The organism is Pseudomonas sp. IT-196MI5, from assembly GCF_949767415.1.
Classification (GTDB): domain Bacteria; phylum Pseudomonadota; class Gammaproteobacteria; order Pseudomonadales; family Pseudomonadaceae; genus Aquipseudomonas.
This window is the reverse complement of the sequence record NZ_CATKPZ010000033.1, coordinates 256,489-276,962: the sequence shown is the minus strand read 5'-3', so window position 1 is coordinate 276,962 and position 20,474 is coordinate 256,489. Positions and strand designations below refer to the sequence as shown.

Below are 20,474 nucleotides of genomic sequence, written 5' to 3'. Positions count from 1 at the left end.
CGTGGACGACTATCGACCGCAAAACGGCTGCCAGGTTTAGCGAGCCCGAGGCGGAACCGAACGGGTGCGACCGCTGCCGTCGATGGCAACGAACACAAACACCGCTTCGGTTACTTTACGCCACTCGCTGGACAGCGGATCGTCGCTCCAGACCTCGACCATCATCTTGATCGAGCTGCGGCCGATTTCCAGGGCCTGGGTATAGAAGGAGAGCTGCGCGCCCACCGCCACCGGAACCAGAAAGGCCATGCGGTCGATCGCGACGGTGGCAACACGTCCGCCAGCGACCTTGCTGGCCATAGCGGTGCCCGCCAAATCCATTTGCGCCACCAGCCAGCCGCCGAAAATATCGCCGAAGCCGTTGGTTTCGCGAGGAAGCGCGGTGATTTGCAGGGCCAGGTCGCCTTGCGGGATCGGATCTTCTTGTTCGAGCTCTATCATTCCGGGGGTGCCTCTGACCCGTGACTCTTCGTTGGTATTGCTGGTGGTAGCCGTCTTCGGGAAAAACGATTCAGCACCGAACATACTACGTTCGTCACGTTTTCCATAAGGCGCCTAAAGGGAAACTCTGCGAAATCGCCTATGAACCTGACAGGCGTTTTCGCACAGCAACCCCTGAAAAACCGGAGCAAGACTGCGAGTATATCGGTCGGTAGACTCCGCGACGACCATCCGGTTCTCATTTTGACCGTCAAAAACGCACCTCTATGTGCTTTTTCGATCAATTTGCTATCGTGCCGGACCTGCCCAAACCTCCGCCAGCGTCGTTGAGGTTGCAGATCCGACTATAAGAGAAGCCCTTGCCATGACCACAGCGCCCTCGAGCATCGCGCAGCCAGACCAACCCGCCCGCCCGCTGACCCGCAACGACTACAAGACGCTATCGCTGTCTGCCTTGGGCGGCGCGCTGGAGTTCTACGACTTCATCATCTTCGTGTTCTTCGCCACGGTGGTGGGCAAGTTGTTCTTCCCGGCGGACATGCCCGAGTGGCTACGCCTGATGCAGACCTTCGGCATCTTCGCCGCCGGCTACCTGGCACGGCCGCTGGGTGGCATCGTGATGGCGCACTTCGGCGACCTGCTGGGTCGCAAGAAAATGTTCACCCTGAGCATTTTCATGATGGCCGTCCCGACCTTGATCATGGGTCTGCTGCCGACTTATGCACAGATCGGCATGTGGGCACCGATCCTGTTGCTGTTGATGCGGGTGATTCAGGGAGCGGCCATTGGCGGTGAAGTGCCGGGGGCGTGGGTCTTCGTTTCCGAACACGTTCCGCAACGGCATGTCGGGTACGCCTGCGGCACCCTGACCAGCGGTCTGACGGCCGGCATTTTGCTCGGCTCGCTGGTCGCCACGGCGATCAACAGCCTCTACACCGCGGTGGAAGTAGCGGATTACGCCTGGCGCATCCCGTTCCTGCTGGGTGGCGTGTTTGGTCTGTTCTCGGTGTACCTGCGTCGCTGGTTGCACGAAACCCCGGTGTTCGCTGAGCTGCAACTGCGCAAGGCCCTGGCCGAAGAGGTGCCGCTACGGGCGGTGCTGCGTGACCATCGTGGTGCGATCGCCATTTCGATGTTGCTGACCTGGTTGTTGTCTGCCGCCATCGTGGTGCTGATTCTGATGACCCCGACTGTGTTGCAGACGGTCTATCACGTCTCGCCAACCACGTCCCTGCAGGCGAACAGCGTGGCGATCGTATTTCTGAGCTTTGGCTGCATCATTGCCGGCGCACTGGCCGATCGCTTCGGTGCAGGACGAGTCTTCGTGATCGGCTGTACCGCGTTGCTGGCCAGCTCCTGGACTTTCTACCACAGCCTGGCTGACCATCCCGACTGGCTGTTCCCAATGTATGCCCTGACCGGTCTGCTGGTCGGCACCATCGGCGCGGTGCCGTACGTGATGGTCAAGGCGTTCCCGCCGGTGGTGCGCTTCAGCGGGTTGTCGTTCTCGTACAACGTCGCCTACGCCATTTTCGGCGGCCTGACGCCGATGATCGTCAGCCTGTTGCTCAAGGAAAGTGCGATGGGGCCTGCCTACTATGTGGCGGTATTGTGCGGGGTGGGGATTTTGGTGGGTGCTTATCTCTGGAAGCAACGTCGCTAAGCGCAGACTTTTCTGTTGCCTGTACTGGCCCCATCGCGAGCAAGCTCGCTCCCACACGGGTTCTGTGTTTGACGCAGACCCCTGTGGGAGCGAGCCTGCTCGCGATTGAAGGCGACTCAAATCATCCTGCAAAGAGCGGAATACTGGCCTTTCATCCAATTGTCATATTTCAGCCATAGAGTGTTCACACGGCCTGCTGATACTTGGCCCCGAATAACACACCCTATCTGCTAGGAGTAAGGCATGAAACTGAAGCGTTTGATGGCGGCAATGACTTTTGTCGCTGCTGGCGTTGCGACTGCCAACGCGGTTGCCGCTGTTGACCCTGCTATCCCGAGCTACACCAAGACCACTGGTGTGTCGGGCAACCTGTCCAGCGTCGGCTCCGATACCCTGGCCAACCTCATGACCCTCTGGGCTGAGAACTACAAAAAAGAATACCCGAACGTAAACATCCAGATTCAGGCCGCTGGCTCCGCCACTGCGCCACCTGCGCTGACTGAAGGCACCTCCAACCTGGGCCCGATGAGCCGCAAGATGAAGGACACCGAACTGGCTGCCTTCGAGCAGAAGTACGGCTACAAGCCAACCGCTATCCCGGTTGCCGTGGACGCCCTGGCTGTATTCGTACACAAGGACAACCCGATCCAGCACCTGACCATGGAACAAGTTGATGCGATCTTCTCGTCGACTCGTCTGTGCGGCGCTAAAGCCGACGTGAAAACCTGGGGCGACCTGGGCGTGACCGGCGACCTGGCCAACAAGCCGGTTCAACTGTTCGGTCGTAACTCGGTATCCGGCACCTACGGCTACTTCAAGGAAGAGGCCCTGTGCAAAGGCGACTACAAGCCTAACGTGAACGAACAACCAGGCTCGGCTTCGGTCGTGCAGTCGATCAGCTCCTCGCTGAACGGTATCGGTTACTCGGGCATCGGCTACAAGACCGCTAGCGTGAAAACCGTTGCTCTGTCCAAGAAGGGCAGCACCGAGTTCATCGAAGACACCGAAGAAAACGCCCTGAACGGCAAGTACCCGCTGTCCCGCTTCCTGTACGTGTACGTCAACAAAGCCCCGAACAAGCCTCTGGCCCCGCTGGAAGCCGAGTTCGTGAAATTGGTTCTGTCGAAACAGGGTCAGGAAGTCGTAGTGAAAGACGGTTACATCCCACTGCCGGCCAAAGTAGCTGCCAAAGCTCTGGCTGACCTGGGTCTGGCGGAAGGCGGCGCTGAAGTCGCAAAAAAGTAACAAATTGAGTCTAGAGTTACCCCTCTGGACTCACATGGGGGCGGCAGGAGCCGCCCCCATACACCTCTAATTCTCTATCCACTGCTGGTTACCGCCAGCGGCGGATTTGTTGCGTCACTGCATTGTCATCTTTCTGTCATACAGGATCGCTAGGGTGTGCGCATGAATGATCTGGCCAATTCCAACATGACTACTAATCCCCCCAAGCGAATTGACTTCAATACGCCTGAGCTGCAACGCAAGCGCCGCATTCGCGCGCTCAAGGATCGCCTGACCCGCTGGTACGTCCTCGTGGGCGGCCTCGCTGTGCTGGGCGCGATCACCTTGATCTTCTTCTTCCTTGCCTACGTCGTCGCGCCCCTGTTCCAGGGTGCCAGCCTGACCGCCAAGGACGCCATTACGCCCGCCTGGATGCAAGACGCCGGCAAGCCGCTGATGATCTCTCTGGAAGAGCAAAACCAGGTGGCAATGCGGGTGTCCGACAAGGGCCAGGCATTGTTCTTCGACATCGACAGTGGCGCTGAATTGAAGCGCGTCGATCTGTTGATCCCGGCCGGCACCACCGTGACCTCCATCGGAGAAGATCAGCCAGGTCACCCGCTGGTGGCCGTGGGTCTGTCCAACGGTCAGGCTCTGGTGTTCCGTCACACCTATAAAGTCAGCTACCCGGAAGGCAAGAAAACCATCACCCCGGCCGTCGAGTACCCGTATGGCGAAGCGCCAATCGCGGTGAACGAAGCCGGCGGTGCGCTGGAGCACGTCAGCCTCAACGCCAACGACTCGACCCTGATGCTGGTTGGCGCCACCGGTTCGCAACTCAATGTTCTGTCGCTGACCAGCGAAGAGAACATGATGACCGGCGAAGTCACCAACGAGCAGAAACGCATCGAGCTGCCGCAGATGATCGAGCCGGTGAAGAGCATCTTCGTCGACCCGCGTCAGCAGTGGCTGTACGTGATCAACGGGCGTGCCCAGGCCGATGTGTTCAGCCTGCGCGACAAGAGCCTCAATGGTCGCTACAAACTGCTTGAAGACGGTGAAGCTCAAGTCACCGCCAGCACCCAGCTGGTGGGCGGTATCTCGCTGATCATCGGTGACTCCAAAGGTGGCCTGGCCCAGTGGTTCATGGCCCGCGATCCGGATGGCGAACAGCGCCTGAAGCAGATTCGCACTTTCCAGATGGGCACCACGCCGATCGTTGAAATCACTGCCGAAGAACGCCGCAAGGGCTTCATTGCCCTCGACGCTTCCGGCAAGCTTGGCGTGTTTCACAGCACCGCCCACCGCACCTTGCTGGTGGAGCCGGTCGCTGAAGGCCAAGGCGTTTTCGGCCTGTCGCCTCGCGCCAACCGCGTGATCGTGGAAGCTGGCGGCAAGTTGCACCCGCTGCTGCTCGACAACCCGCACCCGGAAGTATCGTGGAGCGCACTGTGGAGCAAGGTCTGGTACGAGAACTACGACGAGCCTAAGTACGTCTGGCAATCGACCGCTGCCAACACTGACTTCGAACCCAAGCTGAGCCTGTCGCCGCTGACCTTCGGTACCCTGAAAGCCGCGTTCTACGCCATGCTGCTGGCCGCTCCACTGGCCGTTGCCGCTGCGATCTACACCGCGTACTTCATGGCCCCGGGTATGCGCCGCAAGGTCAAGCCGGTGATCGAGCTGATGGAAGCGATGCCGACGGTGATCCTCGGTTTCTTCGCCGGTCTGTTCCTCGCACCGTATGTGGAAGGGCACTTGCCGGGTATCTTCAGTCTGCTGATGCTGCTGCCGATCGGCATTCTGGTCGCCGGTTTTACCTTCAGTCGCCTGCCTGAGTCGATCCGCCTGAAAGTCCCGGATGGCTGGGAAAGTGCGCTGCTGATTCCGGTGATCCTGTTTGTGGGCTGGTTGTCGCTGTACATGAGTCCGTTCATGGAAAACTGGTTCTTCGGCGGCGACATGCGCATGTGGATCTCCCACGACCTGGGTATCACCTACGATCAGCGCAACGCCTTGGTAGTCGGCTTGGCCATGGGCTTCGCGGTTATCCCGAACATCTACTCCATCGCCGAAGACGCCGTGTTCAGCGTGCCTCGCGGCCTGACCCTGGGCTCCCTGGCCCTCGGTGCCACGCCGTGGCAGACCATGACCCGCGTGGTGATCCTCACCGCCAGCCCGGGCATCTTCTCGGCGCTGATGATCGGCATGGGCCGGGCGGTCGGTGAAACCATGATCGTGTTGATGGCCACCGGTAACACCCCGGTCATGGAAATGAACCTGTTCGAAGGCCTGCGCACCCTGGCAGCCAACGTCGCGGTGGAAATGCCCGAATCGGAAGTCGGCGGCAGCCACTACCGCGTGCTGTTCCTCTCGGCGCTGGTGCTGCTGTTGTTCACCTTCGTCATGAACACCCTCGCGGAACTGATTCGTCAGCGTCTGCGCAAGAAATACTCGTCGCTTTAAGAAAGGTAGAAGTCTGTGAAACAGAACTCCCTGAAAGGATGGTTCAAGAGCGGCGCCCCCGGCGTCTGGATCAGCGGTGGCGCGGTGTCCATCGCGGTCATCATGACCATTGGCCTGCTGGCAGTGATTGCCGTGCGCGGCCTGGGTCACTTCTGGCCGGCGGATCTGATCCACGCCAGCTACGACGTGCCGGGCCAGGGCCAGCACCTGGTCATTGGCGAAGTGGTGCAGAAAGAAGAAGTGCCACGTGCCCGTCTGAAGAGCGCTGGCTTGCCAGTGCCTGACGAAGGCCCTGAGTTCATGACCCGCGAGCTGATCAAGGTCGGTAACCGTGACCTGAACGGCAACGACTTCACCTGGACCGTCGGCGAGTGGCTGACCAACCAGACGACACCGCCAGAGCTGATGGCCGTCGAGCGTCGTGAGTGGGGCAACTTCTACGGTTACCTGGTCAACGTCAAACAGGACGGCAAGGTTATCGCTGAAGGCGAAGCGGCATGGCCTGAGTTGCAGGCTCGTGTCGACCGCGTGAACAAGCTGGCTGCACAGCTCAAGAACCTGGAAAAAACCGACATCGGTGCGATCAACGCCGGTCTCGAGCGCATCCGCTTGCACGGTCGCAAGCTGGAACTGGATGGCCAGCTCGACGCCACCGCACAAGCGGACATGGAATCCGAGCGCGCTGAACTCAATGCTCGCTATCAGGATATTGAAGCGCGCCTGAGCGACCTGCACGCGCAGTTCAACCGCGACAGCCTGACCGCCCGCGATGCGAACGGTAAGGAAATCGAAATCGGCATCGGCAAAGTGGTGCACGCCTATCAGCCGAACGCCATGAGCACGACCACCAAGATCGGTTTCTACTTCAGCAAGGTCTGGGAGTTCCTGAGCGACGACCCGCGTGAAGCGAACACCGAAGGCGGGATTTTCCCGGCGATCTTCGGCACCGTGATGATGACCCTGATCATGGCGATGATCGTGACCCCGTTCGGCGTACTGGCGGCGGTGTACCTGCGTGAATACGCCAAGCAGAACGCACTGACCCGGATTATCCGCATCGCGGTGAACAACCTGGCGGGCGTTCCGGCCATCGTTTACGGCGTGTTCGGCCTGGGCTTCTTCGTCTACGTGTTGGGCGGCTCGCTCGACCGGTTGTTCTTCCCTGAAGCGCTGCCGGCACCGACTTTCGGTACGCCGGGTCTGCTCTGGGCCTCGCTGACCCTGGCGCTGCTGGCCGTGCCGGTGGTGATCGTGGCCACCGAAGAAGGCCTGGCGCGGATTCCTCGCACCGTGCGTGAAGGCTCGTTGGCCCTCGGCGCGACCAAGGCGGAAACCTTGTGGAAGATCGTGTTGCCGATGGCCAGCCCGGCCATGATGACCGGCATGATCCTCGCCGTGGCCCGCGCCGCGGGTGAAGTGGCGCCGCTGATGCTGGTGGGTGTGGTGAAACTGGCGCCGTCGCTGCCGGTGGACGGTAACTACCCGTACCTGCACCTGGACCAGAAGATCATGCACCTGGGCTTCCACATCTATGACGTCGGCTTCCAGAGCCCGAACGTCGAAGCCGCACGGCCATTGGTATATGCCACGGCGCTGCTGCTGGTGCTGGTGATCGCCACGCTGAACCTGTCGGCGGTGTACATCCGTAACCACCTGCGCGAGAAGTACAAGGCGCTGGATAGCTGATAACCCTGTAGGAGCGAGCTTGCTCGCGAAGAAGGTACATCCGACACATTTTTGTGTCTGAACGACCATCGCGAGCAAGCTCGCTCCTACAGAAAGAATTGTGTAACCGCAGGCCAAGGCCGGCGGAAAACGAACCGAATTTGTTAGCACAGGGAGCCTCCCATGCAGCACGAAGCACATACCCACGGCATCAACATGTCGGCGCTGGGTCGCGACAAACAGAGCCTGAACCTCGAGCAGGAAACCGTGGCTATCGAAGTGCCGGGCCTGAGCCTGTTCTACGGCGAAAAACAAGCACTGTACGACGTCAGCATGAACATCCCGAAACAGCGCGTGACCGCCTTCATCGGCCCGTCCGGCTGCGGCAAGTCGACGCTGCTGCGTACCTTCAACCGCATGAACGACCTGGTTGACGGCTGCCGTGTCGATGGCGCGATCAACCTGTACGGCAGCAACATCTACCGCAAGGGCGAAGACGTGGCCGAGCTGCGTCGTCGCGTCGGCATGGTGTTCCAGAAGCCGAACCCGTTCCCGAAAACCATCTACGAAAATGTGGTTTACGGCCTGCGCATCCAGGGCATCAACAAGAAGCGCGTCCTCGACGAAGCCGTCGAGTGGGCGTTGAAAGGCGCGGCATTGTGGGACGAAGTCAAAGACCGTCTGCACGAGTCGGCACTGGGTCTGTCCGGTGGTCAGCAGCAACGTCTGGTGATCGCCCGCACCATCGCCGTGGAGCCGGAAGTGCTGCTGCTCGACGAACCGTGCTCGGCACTCGACCCGATCTCCACGCTGAAAGTCGAAGAGCTGATCTACGAACTGAAATCCAAGTTCACCATCGTCATCGTGACTCACAACATGCAACAGGCGGCGCGGGTGTCTGATTACACCGCGTTCATGTACATGGGCAAGCTGGTGGAATTCGGCGACACCGATACCCTGTTCACCAATCCGGCGAAGAAGCAGACCGAAGACTACATCACCGGTCGCTACGGCTAGCAGCAGCCACAAGCCGCACGCTTCAAGCGGCAGGTCAGAGCGGTTCGGGTACGACACACATCAGCTTGCAGCTTGTAGCTTGCAGCTCACAGCTTTTGCGGAGCAGACAACATGATTTCTAAGGAAGGCCTTACACACCACATCTCCCAGCAGTTCAACGCCGAACTGGAGGAAGTGCGCAGCCACCTCCTGGCCATGGGCGGGCTGGTCGAGAAACAGGTCAACGACGCGGTGACCGCGCTGATCGAGGCCGACTCCGGCCTGGCCCAGCAGGTGCGCGAGATCGACGACCAGATCAACCAGATGGAACGCAACATCGACGAAGAATGCCTGCGCATTCTGGCCCGTCGTCAGCCGGCAGCGTCCGACCTGCGCTTGATCATCAGCATTTCCAAATCGGTGATCGACCTGGAGCGCATCGGTGACGAAGCGACCAAGATCGCCCGTCGCGCCATCCAGCTGTGCGAAGAAGGCGAAGCGCCGCGCGGTTACGTCGAGGTGCGCCACATCGGTGACCAGGTGCGCAACATGGTCCGCGATGCACTGGATGCCTTTGCCCGTTTCGACGCCGAGCTGGCATTGTCGGTGGCGCAGTACGACAAGATCATCGACCGCGAATACAAGACCGCCCTGCGTGAGCTGGCCACCTACATGATGGAAGATCCGCGCTCTATCTCGCGGGTTCTGAGCATCATCTGGGTGCTGCGTTCGCTGGAGCGTATCGGCGATCACGCACGCAATATCTCGGAGCTGGTGATTTACCTGGTGCGCGGCACTGATGTGCGGCACCTGGGTCTCAAGCGCATGAAGGAAGAAGTTGAAGGAACCAGTGGCGAAACCGCTAATGTTCCGGGCAAAACTGACGATAAGTAAGGTTGCCCAAGTAAAGCGCCCGGCCTTTTGGCCGGGCGTTTTTGTTTGTGGCTGACGAATTCGAAAAGCAGCACCCGCGAACGAAAAGTCCGGCGTGACTGAAGGTTTTTGGCAATGTGCCATCAGCCAGGCGGTATGCTGGCCGGGATTTTTTAAAGGGGTGGTGGATGAGTAAGGTCAGTGTGTTGGTCGTGGACGACGCGTCGTTCATTCGTGACCTGGTGAAGAAGTGCCTGCGCAATTATTTCCCGGGCATGCGGATCGAAGACGCGATCAATGGCAGAAAGGCCCAGGCCATGCTGGCCAAGGAAGCCTTCGACCTGGTCCTGTGCGACTGGGAGATGCCGGAAATGTCCGGTCTGGAATTGCTGACCTGGTGTCGTGAGCAAGACAACCTCAAAGGCATGCCCTTCGTGATGGTGACCAGCCGTGGCGACAAGGAGAACGTTGTCCAGGCGATCCAGGCCGGGGTATCCGGTTACGTCAGCAAGCCGTTCACCAACGAGCAACTGATCACCAAGGTCAAGCAGGCGCTGCACAAGGTCGGCAAACTCGACGCCTTGATCAACGTAGCTGCGACCAAAACAAGCTCGGCGTTCGGTAACGACTCCCTCGCCGCCTTGACCGGTGGCAAGGCGCCCGTCGCTACGCCAGCAGCCGCACCTGCACCGTCCAAAGGCCTTCTCAACAACCTGCCGATCAAGACGCCTGCGGCTTCTTCGGCACCTGCCAGCGGCCGTGGCCAGGGTCAACTGCGTTTGCCGAACGGCATCCAGCAATGTGTGATCAAGGCCTTGAGCCTCAAGGAAGCCCTGCTGGTGGTCAAGCGCACCGAGGCCCTGCCGCAGATCCTCGACAGCGCCGTGCTGGATCTGGAGCAGGGTGACAACGCCGAAATCGCCCGCCTCAACGGCTACCTGCACGCCGTCGTGGCCCACGAACCGAAGCCTGACAGCGACTGGCTGCAACTGACCTTCCGCTTTGTCGATCAGGATGCGCAGAAGCTCGATTACATTTCGCGCCTGATTGCGCGGGGTACGGCGCAGAAGCACTTCATTCCTGGCGCATGAGGCGCGTCGCCTGACAGTCCGCCTTCGCGAGCAGGCTCGCTCCCACATTTGGAATGCGTTCTCATGTGGGAGCGAGCCTGCTCGCGAAGGGGTCATCACTGTTACCGCACATCTGCTGAACACCTTTTCTGAAACATCTGCCGACTACCCGGGTCCATTGCAGCTGCTAGGCTCAATCCCAGGCCTCACTCGACAGAATCCTTGCTCATGTTCACGCGCCTGCTGTTTTTATGTGGCCTGTTCATGGTCGCCACCTCGGCCGTGGCCATGACCATCTACAAATCCAAAGATGCCTATGGCGTGGTTTCCTACAGCGACCGCCCTAGCAAAGGCGCCCATGTGTTCGTTTTTCGCGATGGTATGGTCGAGCATCTTGAGCGCCAGGTGCGCCTCGTCGTCATGAAAAAAAATGGTGTGCACAGCGTTTACGTGCGCAATGACCTGTATGCACCGGTAGAAGTCGAATTGAGTTTTGCCGGGGTGAAGAACGCCAGCGGTGTGCCGGGCGGGACGATTCGGCGCGTGATACCGCTACGCAGCAGCGTTCGCCTGGCGCAGCTCACGGCGACTAAAGCTGGACGGCCCCTCGCATACGTTCCGACGTTCAAATACTCCCTGGGCGACCCCTCAGGGCCCACGGTGGGCTATCGGTACCCGTTGCCCTGGCGTGGCGGGCCATTCCGAATCACTCAGGGCGCCAATGGCCCCTACAGCCACTTCGGGCCCAAGAGCCGTTACGCCATAGACATTGCGATGCCCGAAGGCACGCCGATCATTGCGGCACGGGGCGGCGTGGTGGTGAAAACCGAAAATCGCCAGAGCGGGCGCGGCACTGATGCATCCGGCAATTTCGTGCGGGTGCTGCACGATGACGGGACCATGGGCGTTTACCTGCACCTGAAGAAAGGCTCGGTCTGCGTTCGGGAAGGTCAACGGGTAATAGTGGGCAGCGCCTTGGCGCTGTCAGGCAACACCGGCAATAGCACCGGGCCGCATTTGCACTTCGTGGTGCAGCGCAATACCGGGCTGGGGCTGGTATCGATTCCGTACCAGTTCAATCAACCGGTCGGTGCGCTGCCCAACTTTGCGTTGGGCAAGCAGTGATGAGGTGTCTGAACTGACGCTTTCGCTGGCAAGCCAGCGCCTACAGGAACTGCGCATATCTGGAGCTGGCTTGCCAGCGAAGGCATCAACGCGGTTCAGGCTGGGATGCCTCAATCGAGCATCAGCACCTTGGCCAGAACGATCTTCGGCCCTTTCATCTTCTTGATGATGATCCGCAGGCCTTCGACTTCCAGCACTTCTTCCTCTTCCGGAACGCGCTTGAGGCTCTCGTAGACCAGCCCGGCAAGGGTTTCGGCTTCGACGTGGTCGAGGTCGATGCCCAGCAGTCGTTCAACCTTGAACAGCGGTGTATCGCCCCGCACCAGCAGTTTGCCCGGCTGATACGCGAGGATCCCGCGTTCGGCCTTGCGGTGTTCGTCCTGAATATCGCCCACAAGCACTTCCAGCACGTCTTCCATGGTCAGGTAGCCGATGATGTTGCCGTCGGCCTCTTCGACCACGGCGAAGTGCGAGCCGCCCTTGCGGAACTGCTCCAGCAGCTGCGACAGCGGCATGTGCCGCGATACACGCTCCAGCGGGCGGGTCAGTTCGGCCAGGTTGAACGACTCGGGAATGTGGTCCAGCGCCGCCAGTTCCAGCAGCAGATCCTTGATGTGCAGCAGGCCGACGAACTCCTGACGCTCGCTGTCGTACACCGGATAACGGCTGAACTTGTGACGACGGAACAGCGCCAGGATTTCCTTGAGCGGTGCATTGAACTCGAGGGTGACCAGGTCTTCGCGGGAGTTGGCCCAGTCGACCACTTCCAGCTCGCCCATTTCCACTGCTGACGCCAGAACGCGCATGCCTTGGTCGCTCGGATCCTGGCCACGGCTGGAGTGCAGGATCAGTTTCAGTTCTTCGCGGCTGTAATGGTGTTCGTGGTGCGGGCCGGGCTCACCTTGGCCTGCGATGCGCAGGATCTGGTTGGCGCTGGCGTTGAGCAGGTAGATGGCCGGGTACATGGTCCAGTAGAACAGGTATAGCGGCACTGCGGTCCACAGCGACAGCAACTCGGGTTTGCGGATCGCCCAGGATTTCGGGGCCAGCTCGCCGACCACGATGTGCAGGTAGGAGATGATGAAGAAGGCGGTGAAGAACGAAACCGCCTTGACCACTTCAGCGGAATCTACGCCCACGGCACTCAGTACAGGCGCCAGAAGGTGCGCAAACGCAGGTTCACCCACCCAGCCCAAGCCCAGGGAGGCGAGGGTGATACCCAATTGGCAGGCCGACAGGTAAGCATCGAGCTGACTGTGCACGGTGCGCAGGATGTGCCCGCGCCAGCCGTTCTTGTCAGCGATGGCCTCGACCCGGGTCGAGCGCAGCTTGACCATGGCAAATTCCGCCGCAACGAAAAATCCGTTGAGCAAAACCAGGATCAGAGCAAAAAGAATCATGCCGAAGTCGGCGAAAATTGTAGCGAGGGTCAAGCCAGGGGAAGGGTCCATGATGGAGTTTTGCGGGTTCCGTATAATCGAGAGGGAAGTAAAAATCGCGCCTGAAAGGCAGGCGCAAGTCAGCCAATGTAGCGGCTGACCGGCCAGTTGCCTAGTGGTGCGTGCTGACCGGTATCAGTCGGCGGTGCTGATAATCCGGGATTTGGTGACCTGGGCCGGGGCAAAGTGGCAGGTGAAGGTGCTGCCGTGGCCCGGTACGCTGCTGATTTCCATCCGCGCCCGATGCCGTAACAAGACGTGTTTGACGATCGCCAGCCCCAGGCCGGTGCCACCGGTGTTGGAATTGCGGCTGGAGTCGACGCGATAGAAGCGTTCGGTCAGACGCGGCAGATGTTTGGCATCGATGCCGATCCCGGAATCCTGCACGCTCAAGTGCGCCCCTTGGTCATCGCCCCACCAACGAATGCGGATATTGCCTTCGGCCGGGGTGTATTTCACCGCGTTGAACACCAGGTTGGAAAACGCGCTGCGCAACTCCGCCTCGCTGCCCTTGAGCAGAATCGTCGGGTCGGCTTCCAGGGTGATTGTCTGGTTTTTCTGGCCGGACAACTGCTGCGCATCGCTCTTGATCGATTGCAGCAGGCCGTCGATCGGCACTGGCTGGTTGTCCGACGGATAATCGGTGGCTTCCAGCTTGGCCAGCAACAACAGGTCATTGAGCAGGGTCTGCATGCGTCCGCCCTGTTGCTGCATCTGCTGCAAGGCACGGCTCCAGCGTGGGTTCACCTCGTCGACGTTATCGAGCAAGGTTTCCAGGTAGCCGCAGATCACCGTCAATGGTGTACGCAGTTCATGGGAAACGTTGGCGATGAAGTCTTTGCGCATTTGCTCAAGCTGATGGATACGCGTCACATCGCGCACCAGCATCAAGTGTTCGTTGTTGCCGTAGCGGGTGATGTACAGCTGGATGCGCACGCGGTCGTTGGTCGGCGAAGGAATTTCCAGCGGCTCGGCGTAGCTGTCTTGCTCGAAGTATTCCTTGAAGCGCGGATGGCGCACCAGGTTGGTCACCGGCTGGCCGCTGTCCTGCGGGGTCTTGAGGCCCAGCAGGGTTTCGGCGGCGCGGTTCCACCATTCCAGGTTGCCATCGGTGTCGAGCATGATCACCGCATCTTTCAGCGCGGCGGTGGATTCCTGAACCCGGTCGATCACCGCTTGCAGGCGTCCGCGTACCCGTTGGTCGCGGCGTTGCAGGTGGTAGATGCTGTCGAACACCTCGCCCCACAGGCCGTAGCCGTCGGGTGGCGCTTCATCGGGTTTGTGCAGGCGCAGCCACTCGTGCAGACGCAGCAATTGCTTGAGGGTCCAGGCCAGGTAAAGGCCCAGGCCTGCGGCGAGGCTCCAGCCGTAATAGCCGGTGATCAGGCCGATCACCAGGCAGGCGGTGACCAGCAGCAGCATGTGGCGAATCAGGGTGCCATGCCAGTTTTGGTTCACGAAAAAAATACGTCCTTGAAAGTGGAACCGCTGCGATCATCAGGCCTTGGTCGAGAACCGGTAGCCAGTGCCGCGCACGGTTTGTACCAGATTTTCGTAAGCATCGCCGAGGGCTTTGCGCAGGCGTCGAATGTGCACGTCGACCGTACGCTCTTCGACGTAGACGTTGCCACCCCAGACCTGATCCAGCAACTGGCCACGCGTGTAGGCGCGCTCCTGGTGGGTCATGAAAAATTGCAGCAGACGGTATTCGGTCGGGCCCATCTCGGCGGGACGGCCATCGATGGTCACGCGGTGGCTGATCGGGTCCAGCAGCAGGCCGCCGACTTCGATAGGCGCTTCGCCATCGGTCGGGCCGGCACGGCGCAGCACGGCCTTCAGGCGCGCCACCAGCTCACGGGGGGAAAACGGCTTGGTGATGTAGTCGTCGGCGCCGACTTCCAGGCCCTGGATCTTGTTGTCCTCTTCACCCTTGGCGGTGAGCATGATGATCGGGATGTCCCCGGTCAGTTCATCACGCTTGAGACGACGGGCCAGCTCGATGCCGGACGTGCCGGGCAGCATCCAGTCGAGCAGGATCAGGTCCGGTTTTCGGTCGACGATAATGGCGTGGGCCTGCTGGGAGTTTTCAGCCTCCAGGCAGTCATAGCCGGCCATTTCCAATGCAACGGCGATCATTTCGCGAATAGGCGCTTCGTCGTCGACGATCAGAATGCTCCTGCCAACCATGCCCTTATTCCTCTTGTCATTTAACTGTCTTGCGCCGCATTAGATAACGGAATTATTGCAGTCGTGTGACAGTATTTTAGTCGGTCGGCGATTGGCTGGATCCTGGGCTAAGCTTTTAAGTCCGAATCCTGACAACCACAAAAGGAAGGTTTCAAATGAATCGACACTCGCAATCCTTCAAGGCCCTGCTGCTGGCCGCTGCCTTGGCATTGCCATCGATGGCCTTCGCCGCCGGACCGGGCATGATGAAAGACGGCATGATGACCGACCAAAAAGGGATGACCCTGTACACCTTCGACAAGGACTCGGGCGGCAAGTCGATGTGCAACGGCGACTGCGCCAAATACTGGCCGCCAATGATGGCGCCGGCGGGTGCCAAGGCCGAAGGTAAATGGACAGTCATCAAGCGTGACGATGGCAAGATGCAATGGGCTTATGACGGCAAGCCGCTGTACTACTACGAAGACGACAAAAAACCCGGAGACATGACGGGTGACAAGAAAAAAGACGTCTGGCACGTCGTTCGCGAGCATATGTAATACCGCAAAAAGATCGCAGCCTTCGGCAGGCGCTGCCGCAGGCTGCGATCTTTTCAAAGGTCAACGCAACGCGTAATCCAGCACAATCCCGACGAAAATCGCTAGGCCCGCCCAGTGATTGTGCAAAAACGCCTTGAAACAGCGCATTCGGTCCTTGCCTCGGGTATACCAGAATTCCCACGCAAAACAGCCCGCCGCCGTCAGCAAGCCGAGATGGAACCAGCCACCGAGCTCGAACTTCGACCCGGCCAGCAACAGGCAACCCAGCGCCAAGCCTTGCAAGGTCAGGATGATCACCCGGTCTGCATCGCCAAACAGAATCGCCGTGGACTTCACGCCGATCTTCAGGTCGTCATCGCGGTCAGTCATCGCGTAATAGGTGTCGTAACCCACCGTCCACATCAGGTTGGCGATCCACAGCAGCCACGCGACAGCCGGCAATTCACCGGTTTCCGCGGTGAACGCCATCGGCATGCCCCAGGAAAACGCCGCGCCCAGCACCACTTGCGGGTAATAGGTGTAGCGCTTCATGAACGGGTAACTGAATGCCAGTGCCAGGCCACCCAATGACAGCCAAACGGTCGCTGCATTGGTGCACAGCACCAGCAGGAAACTCACGCCCATCAGTAACGCGAAGAACACCAACGCCTCTTTGGAGCTGATCTTGCCGCTCACCAGCGGCCGCTGTTCGGTACGCTTCACATGGCCATCGACCTTGCGGTCCGCCCAGTCGTTGATCACGCAGCCGCCGGCGCGGGTCAACACCACGCCGAGGACGAAAATAACGATATTGGCCAATGACGGCGAACCTTTGCCGGCAATCCACAGCGCCCACAGCGTCGGCCACAGCAGCAGGTAAATGCCGATCGGCTTGTCCATGCGTGTCAGCTGAATGAAGTCCCAGGCCCGAGGGTTCAAGCGGTTCAAGGACTTGAGCAGGCTTTGGTACATCAACGGTTCTCCGATTGGGCGCAGGTGGCGTCCCACAGGGAAGGCAGGAAAATTTCGGCCACCAGAACACTCAAGGCGCCACGGTCGAAACGCGAACGGCGGCCCCACAGCCCAGGCGATTGCACCTCGGCGGGCAGCCACGCTTGCGGATAATGGCAAACCTCGATGGCCCGGCGCTGGAACGCCTGATCGCAAAACAGCAATTCGCCCAGCGAGCGGCTGCCCAATTCGTCCATGTGCAAGCCGTCGCCTTGCAATGCACTGCGTGACGCCACGCTGCGCGCAAACACCCACGCCTGGCCGTGACCGCGCAAATACACCTCACGCACCCAGCCCTCACTGCCTTCGGCCAGGTCCAGCGCTGCGCATTCGTCGGCACGCAGGGGTTGCCAGCCTTCGAACATCGGCGAGACGCTGAAGGCATCATTCGACAGATGAATCAGACGTCTGGTCAGCGAGCCTTCGTCGAACAGCCAGTCGAGGGTGGAGGCATCGGGGAGGGGCGCCAGTTCGCTGCGCGAAAGCCAGAGCGGAGCTGGAGAGGGGGATTCTGTGTGATGCACAATGAGTCATTATTGGCAGCAAATGAGGCGGCGAGCTTAACATGTCAGCCGCCGATATCGATTGAAATGGCCTGCCGTTGCGCCGAACAGGCTTGCATCCGGCGGCCCCGATCAGTACAAAACGCGCTGAGTTGGACGGCAGTGCTACAACCATCGACCGTCCGGCCGACAAAACGCCTGAACCCTGAGGAAGTACCTGAATGAAAAAGTGGCAATGTATCGTCTGCGGCCTGATCTACAACGAAGCCGACGGTTGGCCGGATGACGGCATTGCGCCCGGCACCCGTTGGGAAGACGTCCCGGCAGACTGGCTGTGCCCGGACTGCGGTGTGGGCAAAATGGATTTTGAAATGATCGAAATCGCTGCCTGAATACTTGAGGAGTAAGGAATGAACGCACCTGTCGTCATCATTGGTACCGGCCTGGCGGGCTACAACGTGGCCCGCGAGTTTCGCAAACTCGATTGCGAAACCCCGCTGCTGCTGATCACCGCCGATGACGGGCGCTCCTACTCCAAGCCGATGCTCTCCACCGGCTTCGGCAAAAACAAGGATGCCGACGGCCTGAGCATGGCTGAACCCGGCGCCATGGCCGAACAACTCAAAGCGGAAATACGCACCCACACCCGCATCAGCGGCATCGACCCGGGCCACAAACGGCTGTGGATCGGTGAAGAAGCGGTGATCTACCGCGACCTGATCCTGGCCTGGGGCGCCGAAACCGTGCGCGTGCCCATCGAAGGCGACGCGGCGGATTGCGTCTTCCCTATCAACGACCTGGAAGACTACGCACGCTTCCGTGCGGCGGCAGCCGGCAAGCGCCGCGTGCTGCTGCTCGGTGCCGGCCTGATCGGCTGCGAGTTCGCCAACGACCTGACCCTGGGCGGCTACGAAGTGCAACTGGTTGCACCCTGCGAACAAGTCATGCCGACCCTGTTGCACCCGGCGGCCGCCGCTGCGGTACAGGCTGGCCTCGAAAGCCTCGGCGCACGCTTCCATCTCGGGCCGGTGCTCAACCGCCTGCAGCGCGTGGCTGACGGCCTGGAAGCGCACCTGTCCGATGGCCAGGTGATCCCGTGCGACGTGGTGGTCTCGGCTATTGGCCTGCGCCCACGGGTCGACCTCGCGGCAGCGGCTGGTCTGCAGGTCAGCCGCGGCGTCATGGTTGACCGGCACCTGAAAACCTCCCACGCCAACATCTACGCGCTGGGCGATTGTGCCGAGGTCGACGGGTTGAATCTGCTGTACGTCATGCCCCTGATGAGTTGTGCGCGAGCGCTGGCGCAAACCCTGGCCGGCAATCCGACCGCCGTCACCTATGGCCCGATGCCGATCACCGTCAAAACCCCGGTCTGCCCGTTGGTGGTATCCCCGCCGCCACGGGGCGCAGAGGGCATCTGGACAGTCGAAGGGCAGGGCGCCGACATCAAGGTGTTATGCCGCGATGCCGCGGGCAAGCTGCTCGGCTATGCCCTCACCGGCGCCGCCGTGATGGAAAAACTGGCCCTGAACAAAGAGCTGCCGGCCCTGTTGGCGTAAATACCGGTCGTTCTGTCGGAATCACCCCCCTTTTGCCCTAACAATGGCCGCGCCGATACTGGCGCGGGGCCTCACTGCGTGCCATCCTCACTCCTGTCTGCCGCAGAGTAGAGCACCTGCGGCGCTTTTGGCGCTGCTCCACAGAGAGCAGCACGGACATAACAACAACAAACCGTCAAAGGGGCTTCACTCACATGCGTAAACCAGACCTCGCCGCAGCCATTGCTGAAAAGGCAGACCTCACCAAAGAACAAGCCAACCGCGTTCTCAACGCCGTTCTTGAAGAAATCACCGGTGCCCTGCACCGCAAAGACAGCGTGACACTGGTGGGCTTCGGCACCTTCCTGCAACGCCATCGCGGTGCCCGCACCGGCAAAAACCCGCAAACCGGTGAGCCCGTCAAAATCAAGGCCAGCAACACCGTTGCGTTCAAGCCAGGCAAATCGTTGAAAGACAGCGTTAATCCGTAATCCGTTTTCACCTCCCGCGTCGCGGGGGAGTGGAATAAAAAATGGGCACGCCAACCAGGGTTGGGTGCCCATTTTTTGTGGGTGGCGAGTCAGTCAAGCCTGCTTTGTTGCTTGGCGAGAATCGCCGCCATCTCCGGCTCATCCAGATGATCCAGCGCCCGCTCTACCAGCAAATGCGCGCCCTCAGCCACGCGACTGATCGCCAGGGCTACTGAGCGGCGCGAGCCGTCTACGTCATCGGCCAGGTCAGCGGCGATGGCGCTGATGGACAGCAGATCTTCCGAGGCGTTGGCCAGGAGTGCTTCGGTGTTGACGTCCGGATAGACGCTGAAGAGTTGGCCGCTACGTTTTGTTGGTGTTTGTTTTGGTGGGGCGAGATTGTGATCGAGGGCGCGTTCGGCGGCTTCGTGGAGTTTTTTGGAATCGAGGGATTCGTAGGGGGATGTGGCTTCGTTTTCGGATGCATCGGGTATCGGAGTCATCGGTGTAAATCCTTGGTTAAGAAGTTTTGCTCCCGATTTCGGACTTGCACATCCGGTCGCCGTTTTGGTGGTGACGATCAGAGGTTATCGATGAATTCAAAATTCGCCTAGCTCATGTATGGCGCAGCATTTTGAAGGAAGTTTCCGACAGGTTTGCAGGGTGGGGGGATCAAAAGATCGCAGCCTTCGGTAGCTCAGAATGTGTTTCTTCAGGTACAGAAGTGGCGTGTGGAGTGGCCGGAGTGTTTTAAAGATAATGTGACTTAGTGGTCATTGTGCTGGTAATGGTAATGATCTTCTTCTAATGCATCAGGATACTGGTGTTATCTTCTGAAGCCGCTAAACTGCCCCGGCCGTTCATTTTTCTCTTGAGGCTGTGCGCATGAAATTTCGTTTTCTGCTGTGGATGCTGGGTTTGTTGATGGGTAAGGCCAGCCGGACCAATCCGGCGTTTCAGCAGCAGTTGGGTGACAAGGATCTGGTGTTTCAGCTGCAGACCCTGGACGGGAAAGTGGCGCGGCAATTTCGCGTGAAGGACCGGCGCATCACCAGCCAATCGGGTGTGCATGCCGAGCCTGCGTTTGCGATTGCCTTTAAAGACGCCGCGTACGGCTTTGCCACGATGCAGGCGAAGAACAAGCAACTGGCGTTCATGACGGGGATTCAGGACAAGTCGATTCAGATCAAGGGCAACCCGGCGCTGGTGATCTGGTTCCAGGGGCTGACCAAGTATTTGAAGCCGAAGAAGGCCAAGCCCAAGGCTTGAGGTCTTTCAGGTAGAC

General features: G+C 59.9%; 20 protein-coding genes. 13 read left to right on the top strand and 7 right to left on the bottom strand.

The window, feature by feature from the left end; all coding sequences use genetic code 11:
- Positions 1-36: 36 nt before the first annotated feature.
- The gene (locus ACM6IK_RS19700) at positions 37-441 is read right to left on the bottom strand and encodes an acyl-CoA thioesterase (RefSeq protein WP_007942704.1); all 405 of its coding nucleotides are present in this window, start codon (positions 439-441) and stop codon (positions 37-39) included.
- 364 nt (positions 442-805) lie between these two features.
- Between ACM6IK_RS19700 and ACM6IK_RS19695 the strand changes: the two genes are divergently transcribed.
- The 8 genes from ACM6IK_RS19695 to ACM6IK_RS19660 all read left to right on the top strand — a co-directional run bounded on the left by ACM6IK_RS19695 (position 806) and on the right by ACM6IK_RS19660 (position 11,523).
- On the top strand, positions 806-2,104 hold the full coding sequence (locus tag ACM6IK_RS19695) for an MFS transporter (RefSeq protein ID WP_414875652.1): 1,299 nt from the start codon (positions 806-808) through the stop codon (positions 2,102-2,104).
- A gap of 243 nt (positions 2,105-2,347) precedes the next feature.
- Positions 2,348-3,349 (top strand): phosphate ABC transporter substrate-binding protein PstS, encoded by a 1,002-nt coding sequence (locus ACM6IK_RS19690; protein ID WP_019580399.1) that lies wholly within the window; start codon positions 2,348-2,350, stop codon positions 3,347-3,349.
- Positions 3,350-3,760: 411 nt separating this feature from the next.
- On the top strand, positions 3,761-5,794 hold the full coding sequence (locus ACM6IK_RS19685; protein ID WP_414875787.1) for an ABC transporter permease subunit: 2,034 nt from the start codon (positions 3,761-3,763) through the stop codon (positions 5,792-5,794).
- Between the two features lie 15 nt (positions 5,795-5,809).
- Positions 5,810-7,480: a phosphate ABC transporter permease PstA gene (gene pstA, locus ACM6IK_RS19680; RefSeq protein ID WP_218431554.1), complete on the top strand. Its 1,671-nt coding sequence runs from the start codon at positions 5,810-5,812 to the stop codon at positions 7,478-7,480.
- A 162-nt stretch (positions 7,481-7,642) separates the two neighbouring features.
- Positions 7,643-8,476, top strand: a complete 834-nt coding sequence (gene pstB / locus ACM6IK_RS19675) for a phosphate ABC transporter ATP-binding protein PstB (protein ID WP_111283054.1) — start codon at positions 7,643-7,645, stop codon at positions 8,474-8,476.
- A 111-nt stretch (positions 8,477-8,587) separates the two neighbouring features.
- Entirely contained in the window at positions 8,588-9,349 is a 762-nt protein-coding gene (phoU, locus tag ACM6IK_RS19670; RefSeq protein ID WP_007992846.1) for a phosphate signaling complex protein PhoU, read from the top strand.
- A gap of 167 nt (positions 9,350-9,516) precedes the next feature.
- Positions 9,517-10,419, top strand: a complete 903-nt coding sequence (locus tag ACM6IK_RS19665; RefSeq protein ID WP_414875651.1) for a response regulator — start codon at positions 9,517-9,519, stop codon at positions 10,417-10,419.
- 207 nt (positions 10,420-10,626) lie between these two features.
- Positions 10,627-11,523, top strand: a complete 897-nt coding sequence (locus tag ACM6IK_RS19660) for a peptidoglycan DD-metalloendopeptidase family protein (RefSeq protein ID WP_414875650.1) — start codon at positions 10,627-10,629, stop codon at positions 11,521-11,523.
- Between the two features lie 110 nt (positions 11,524-11,633).
- Here ACM6IK_RS19660 and ACM6IK_RS19655 read toward each other — a convergent pair whose 3' ends face one another.
- From ACM6IK_RS19655 to phoB, 3 genes are all read right to left on the bottom strand, one after another.
- Positions 11,634-12,974, bottom strand: coding sequence for a hemolysin family protein (locus tag ACM6IK_RS19655; RefSeq protein WP_218431557.1), 1,341 nt, complete (start codon positions 12,972-12,974; stop codon positions 11,634-11,636).
- A 123-nt stretch (positions 12,975-13,097) separates the two neighbouring features.
- The gene (gene phoR / locus ACM6IK_RS19650) at positions 13,098-14,384 is read right to left on the bottom strand and encodes a phosphate regulon sensor histidine kinase PhoR (protein ID WP_414875786.1); all 1,287 of its coding nucleotides are present in this window, start codon (positions 14,382-14,384) and stop codon (positions 13,098-13,100) included.
- Positions 14,385-14,459: 75 nt separating this feature from the next.
- Positions 14,460-15,149 carry a phosphate regulon transcriptional regulator PhoB gene (gene phoB / locus ACM6IK_RS19645; protein WP_003229608.1) on the bottom strand — a complete coding sequence of 230 codons (690 nt, stop codon included), beginning with the start codon at positions 15,147-15,149 and terminating at the stop codon, positions 14,460-14,462.
- Positions 15,150-15,304: 155 nt separating this feature from the next.
- On the opposite strand from phoB, the gene ACM6IK_RS19640 reads away from it, so the two are divergent.
- Complete coding sequence (locus tag ACM6IK_RS19640) at positions 15,305-15,688, top strand: hypothetical protein (protein ID WP_414875649.1); 384 nt, start codon at positions 15,305-15,307, stop codon at positions 15,686-15,688.
- Positions 15,689-15,748: 60 nt separating this feature from the next.
- Here ACM6IK_RS19640 and ubiA read toward each other — a convergent pair whose 3' ends face one another.
- Positions 15,749-16,639 (bottom strand): 4-hydroxybenzoate octaprenyltransferase, encoded by an 891-nt coding sequence (ubiA, locus tag ACM6IK_RS19635; RefSeq protein ID WP_414875648.1) that lies wholly within the window; start codon positions 16,637-16,639, stop codon positions 15,749-15,751.
- Positions 16,639-17,202 carry a chorismate--pyruvate lyase family protein gene (locus ACM6IK_RS19630; RefSeq protein WP_108218870.1) on the bottom strand — a complete coding sequence of 188 codons (564 nt, stop codon included), beginning with the start codon at positions 17,200-17,202 and terminating at the stop codon, positions 16,639-16,641. Before ACM6IK_RS19630 ends, ubiA begins: the two co-directional genes overlap by 1 nt.
- 200 nt (positions 17,203-17,402) lie before the next feature.
- Between ACM6IK_RS19630 and ACM6IK_RS19625 the strand changes: the two genes are divergently transcribed.
- The 3 genes from ACM6IK_RS19625 to ACM6IK_RS19615 all read left to right on the top strand — a co-directional run bounded on the left by ACM6IK_RS19625 (position 17,403) and on the right by ACM6IK_RS19615 (position 19,210).
- Positions 17,403-17,573: a rubredoxin gene (locus ACM6IK_RS19625; RefSeq protein WP_007995385.1), complete on the top strand. Its 171-nt coding sequence runs from the start codon at positions 17,403-17,405 to the stop codon at positions 17,571-17,573.
- An 18-nt stretch (positions 17,574-17,591) separates the two neighbouring features.
- Positions 17,592-18,740 (top strand): NAD(P)/FAD-dependent oxidoreductase, encoded by a 1,149-nt coding sequence (locus ACM6IK_RS19620; protein WP_414875647.1) that lies wholly within the window; start codon positions 17,592-17,594, stop codon positions 18,738-18,740.
- A gap of 194 nt (positions 18,741-18,934) precedes the next feature.
- Positions 18,935-19,210 (top strand): HU family DNA-binding protein, encoded by a 276-nt coding sequence (locus tag ACM6IK_RS19615; protein ID WP_003195589.1) that lies wholly within the window; start codon positions 18,935-18,937, stop codon positions 19,208-19,210.
- A gap of 89 nt (positions 19,211-19,299) precedes the next feature.
- On the opposite strand, the gene ACM6IK_RS19610 is transcribed toward ACM6IK_RS19615, so the two are convergent.
- Complete coding sequence (locus ACM6IK_RS19610) at positions 19,300-19,692, bottom strand: DUF6124 family protein (RefSeq protein ID WP_414875646.1); 393 nt, start codon at positions 19,690-19,692, stop codon at positions 19,300-19,302.
- 382 nt (positions 19,693-20,074) lie between these two features.
- On the opposite strand from ACM6IK_RS19610, the gene ACM6IK_RS19605 reads away from it, so the two are divergent.
- Positions 20,075-20,458, top strand: a complete 384-nt coding sequence (locus ACM6IK_RS19605) for a helicase (protein ID WP_414875645.1) — start codon at positions 20,075-20,077, stop codon at positions 20,456-20,458.
- Positions 20,459-20,474 lie beyond the last annotated feature (16 nt).

What these genes read in the sequence shown, in the direction of transcription:
- ACM6IK_RS19700 (WP_007942704.1), bottom strand. Translation starts at nt 441, where the DNA reads ATGATAGAGCTCGAACAAGAAGATCCGATCCCGCAAGGCGACCTGGCC.
- ACM6IK_RS19695 (WP_414875652.1), top strand. Translation starts at nt 806, where the DNA reads ATGACCACAGCGCCCTCGAGCATCGCGCAGCCAGACCAACCCGCCCGC.
- ACM6IK_RS19690 (WP_019580399.1), top strand. Translation starts at nt 2,348, where the DNA reads ATGAAACTGAAGCGTTTGATGGCGGCAATGACTTTTGTCGCTGCTGGC.
- ACM6IK_RS19685 (WP_414875787.1), top strand. Translation starts at nt 3,761, where the DNA reads ATGCAAGACGCCGGCAAGCCGCTGATGATCTCTCTGGAAGAGCAAAAC.
- pstB (WP_111283054.1), top strand. Translation starts at nt 7,643, where the DNA reads ATGCAGCACGAAGCACATACCCACGGCATCAACATGTCGGCGCTGGGT.
- phoU (WP_007992846.1), top strand. Translation starts at nt 8,588, where the DNA reads ATGATTTCTAAGGAAGGCCTTACACACCACATCTCCCAGCAGTTCAAC.
- ACM6IK_RS19665 (WP_414875651.1), top strand. Translation starts at nt 9,517, where the DNA reads ATGAGTAAGGTCAGTGTGTTGGTCGTGGACGACGCGTCGTTCATTCGT.
- ACM6IK_RS19660 (WP_414875650.1), top strand. Translation starts at nt 10,627, where the DNA reads ATGTTCACGCGCCTGCTGTTTTTATGTGGCCTGTTCATGGTCGCCACC.
- ACM6IK_RS19655 (WP_218431557.1), bottom strand. Translation starts at nt 12,974, where the DNA reads ATGGACCCTTCCCCTGGCTTGACCCTCGCTACAATTTTCGCCGACTTC.
- phoR (WP_414875786.1), bottom strand. Translation starts at nt 14,384, where the DNA reads ATGCTGCTGCTGGTCACCGCCTGCCTGGTGATCGGCCTGATCACCGGC.
- phoB (WP_003229608.1), bottom strand. Translation starts at nt 15,149, where the DNA reads ATGGTTGGCAGGAGCATTCTGATCGTCGACGACGAAGCGCCTATTCGC.
- ACM6IK_RS19640 (WP_414875649.1), top strand. Translation starts at nt 15,305, where the DNA reads ATGAATCGACACTCGCAATCCTTCAAGGCCCTGCTGCTGGCCGCTGCC.
- ubiA (WP_414875648.1), bottom strand. Translation starts at nt 16,639, where the DNA reads ATGTACCAAAGCCTGCTCAAGTCCTTGAACCGCTTGAACCCTCGGGCC.
- ACM6IK_RS19625 (WP_007995385.1), top strand. Translation starts at nt 17,403, where the DNA reads ATGAAAAAGTGGCAATGTATCGTCTGCGGCCTGATCTACAACGAAGCC.
- ACM6IK_RS19620 (WP_414875647.1), top strand. Translation starts at nt 17,592, where the DNA reads ATGAACGCACCTGTCGTCATCATTGGTACCGGCCTGGCGGGCTACAAC.
- ACM6IK_RS19615 (WP_003195589.1), top strand. Translation starts at nt 18,935, where the DNA reads ATGCGTAAACCAGACCTCGCCGCAGCCATTGCTGAAAAGGCAGACCTC.
- ACM6IK_RS19610 (WP_414875646.1), bottom strand. Translation starts at nt 19,692, where the DNA reads ATGACTCCGATACCCGATGCATCCGAAAACGAAGCCACATCCCCCTAC.
- ACM6IK_RS19605 (WP_414875645.1), top strand. Translation starts at nt 20,075, where the DNA reads ATGAAATTTCGTTTTCTGCTGTGGATGCTGGGTTTGTTGATGGGTAAG.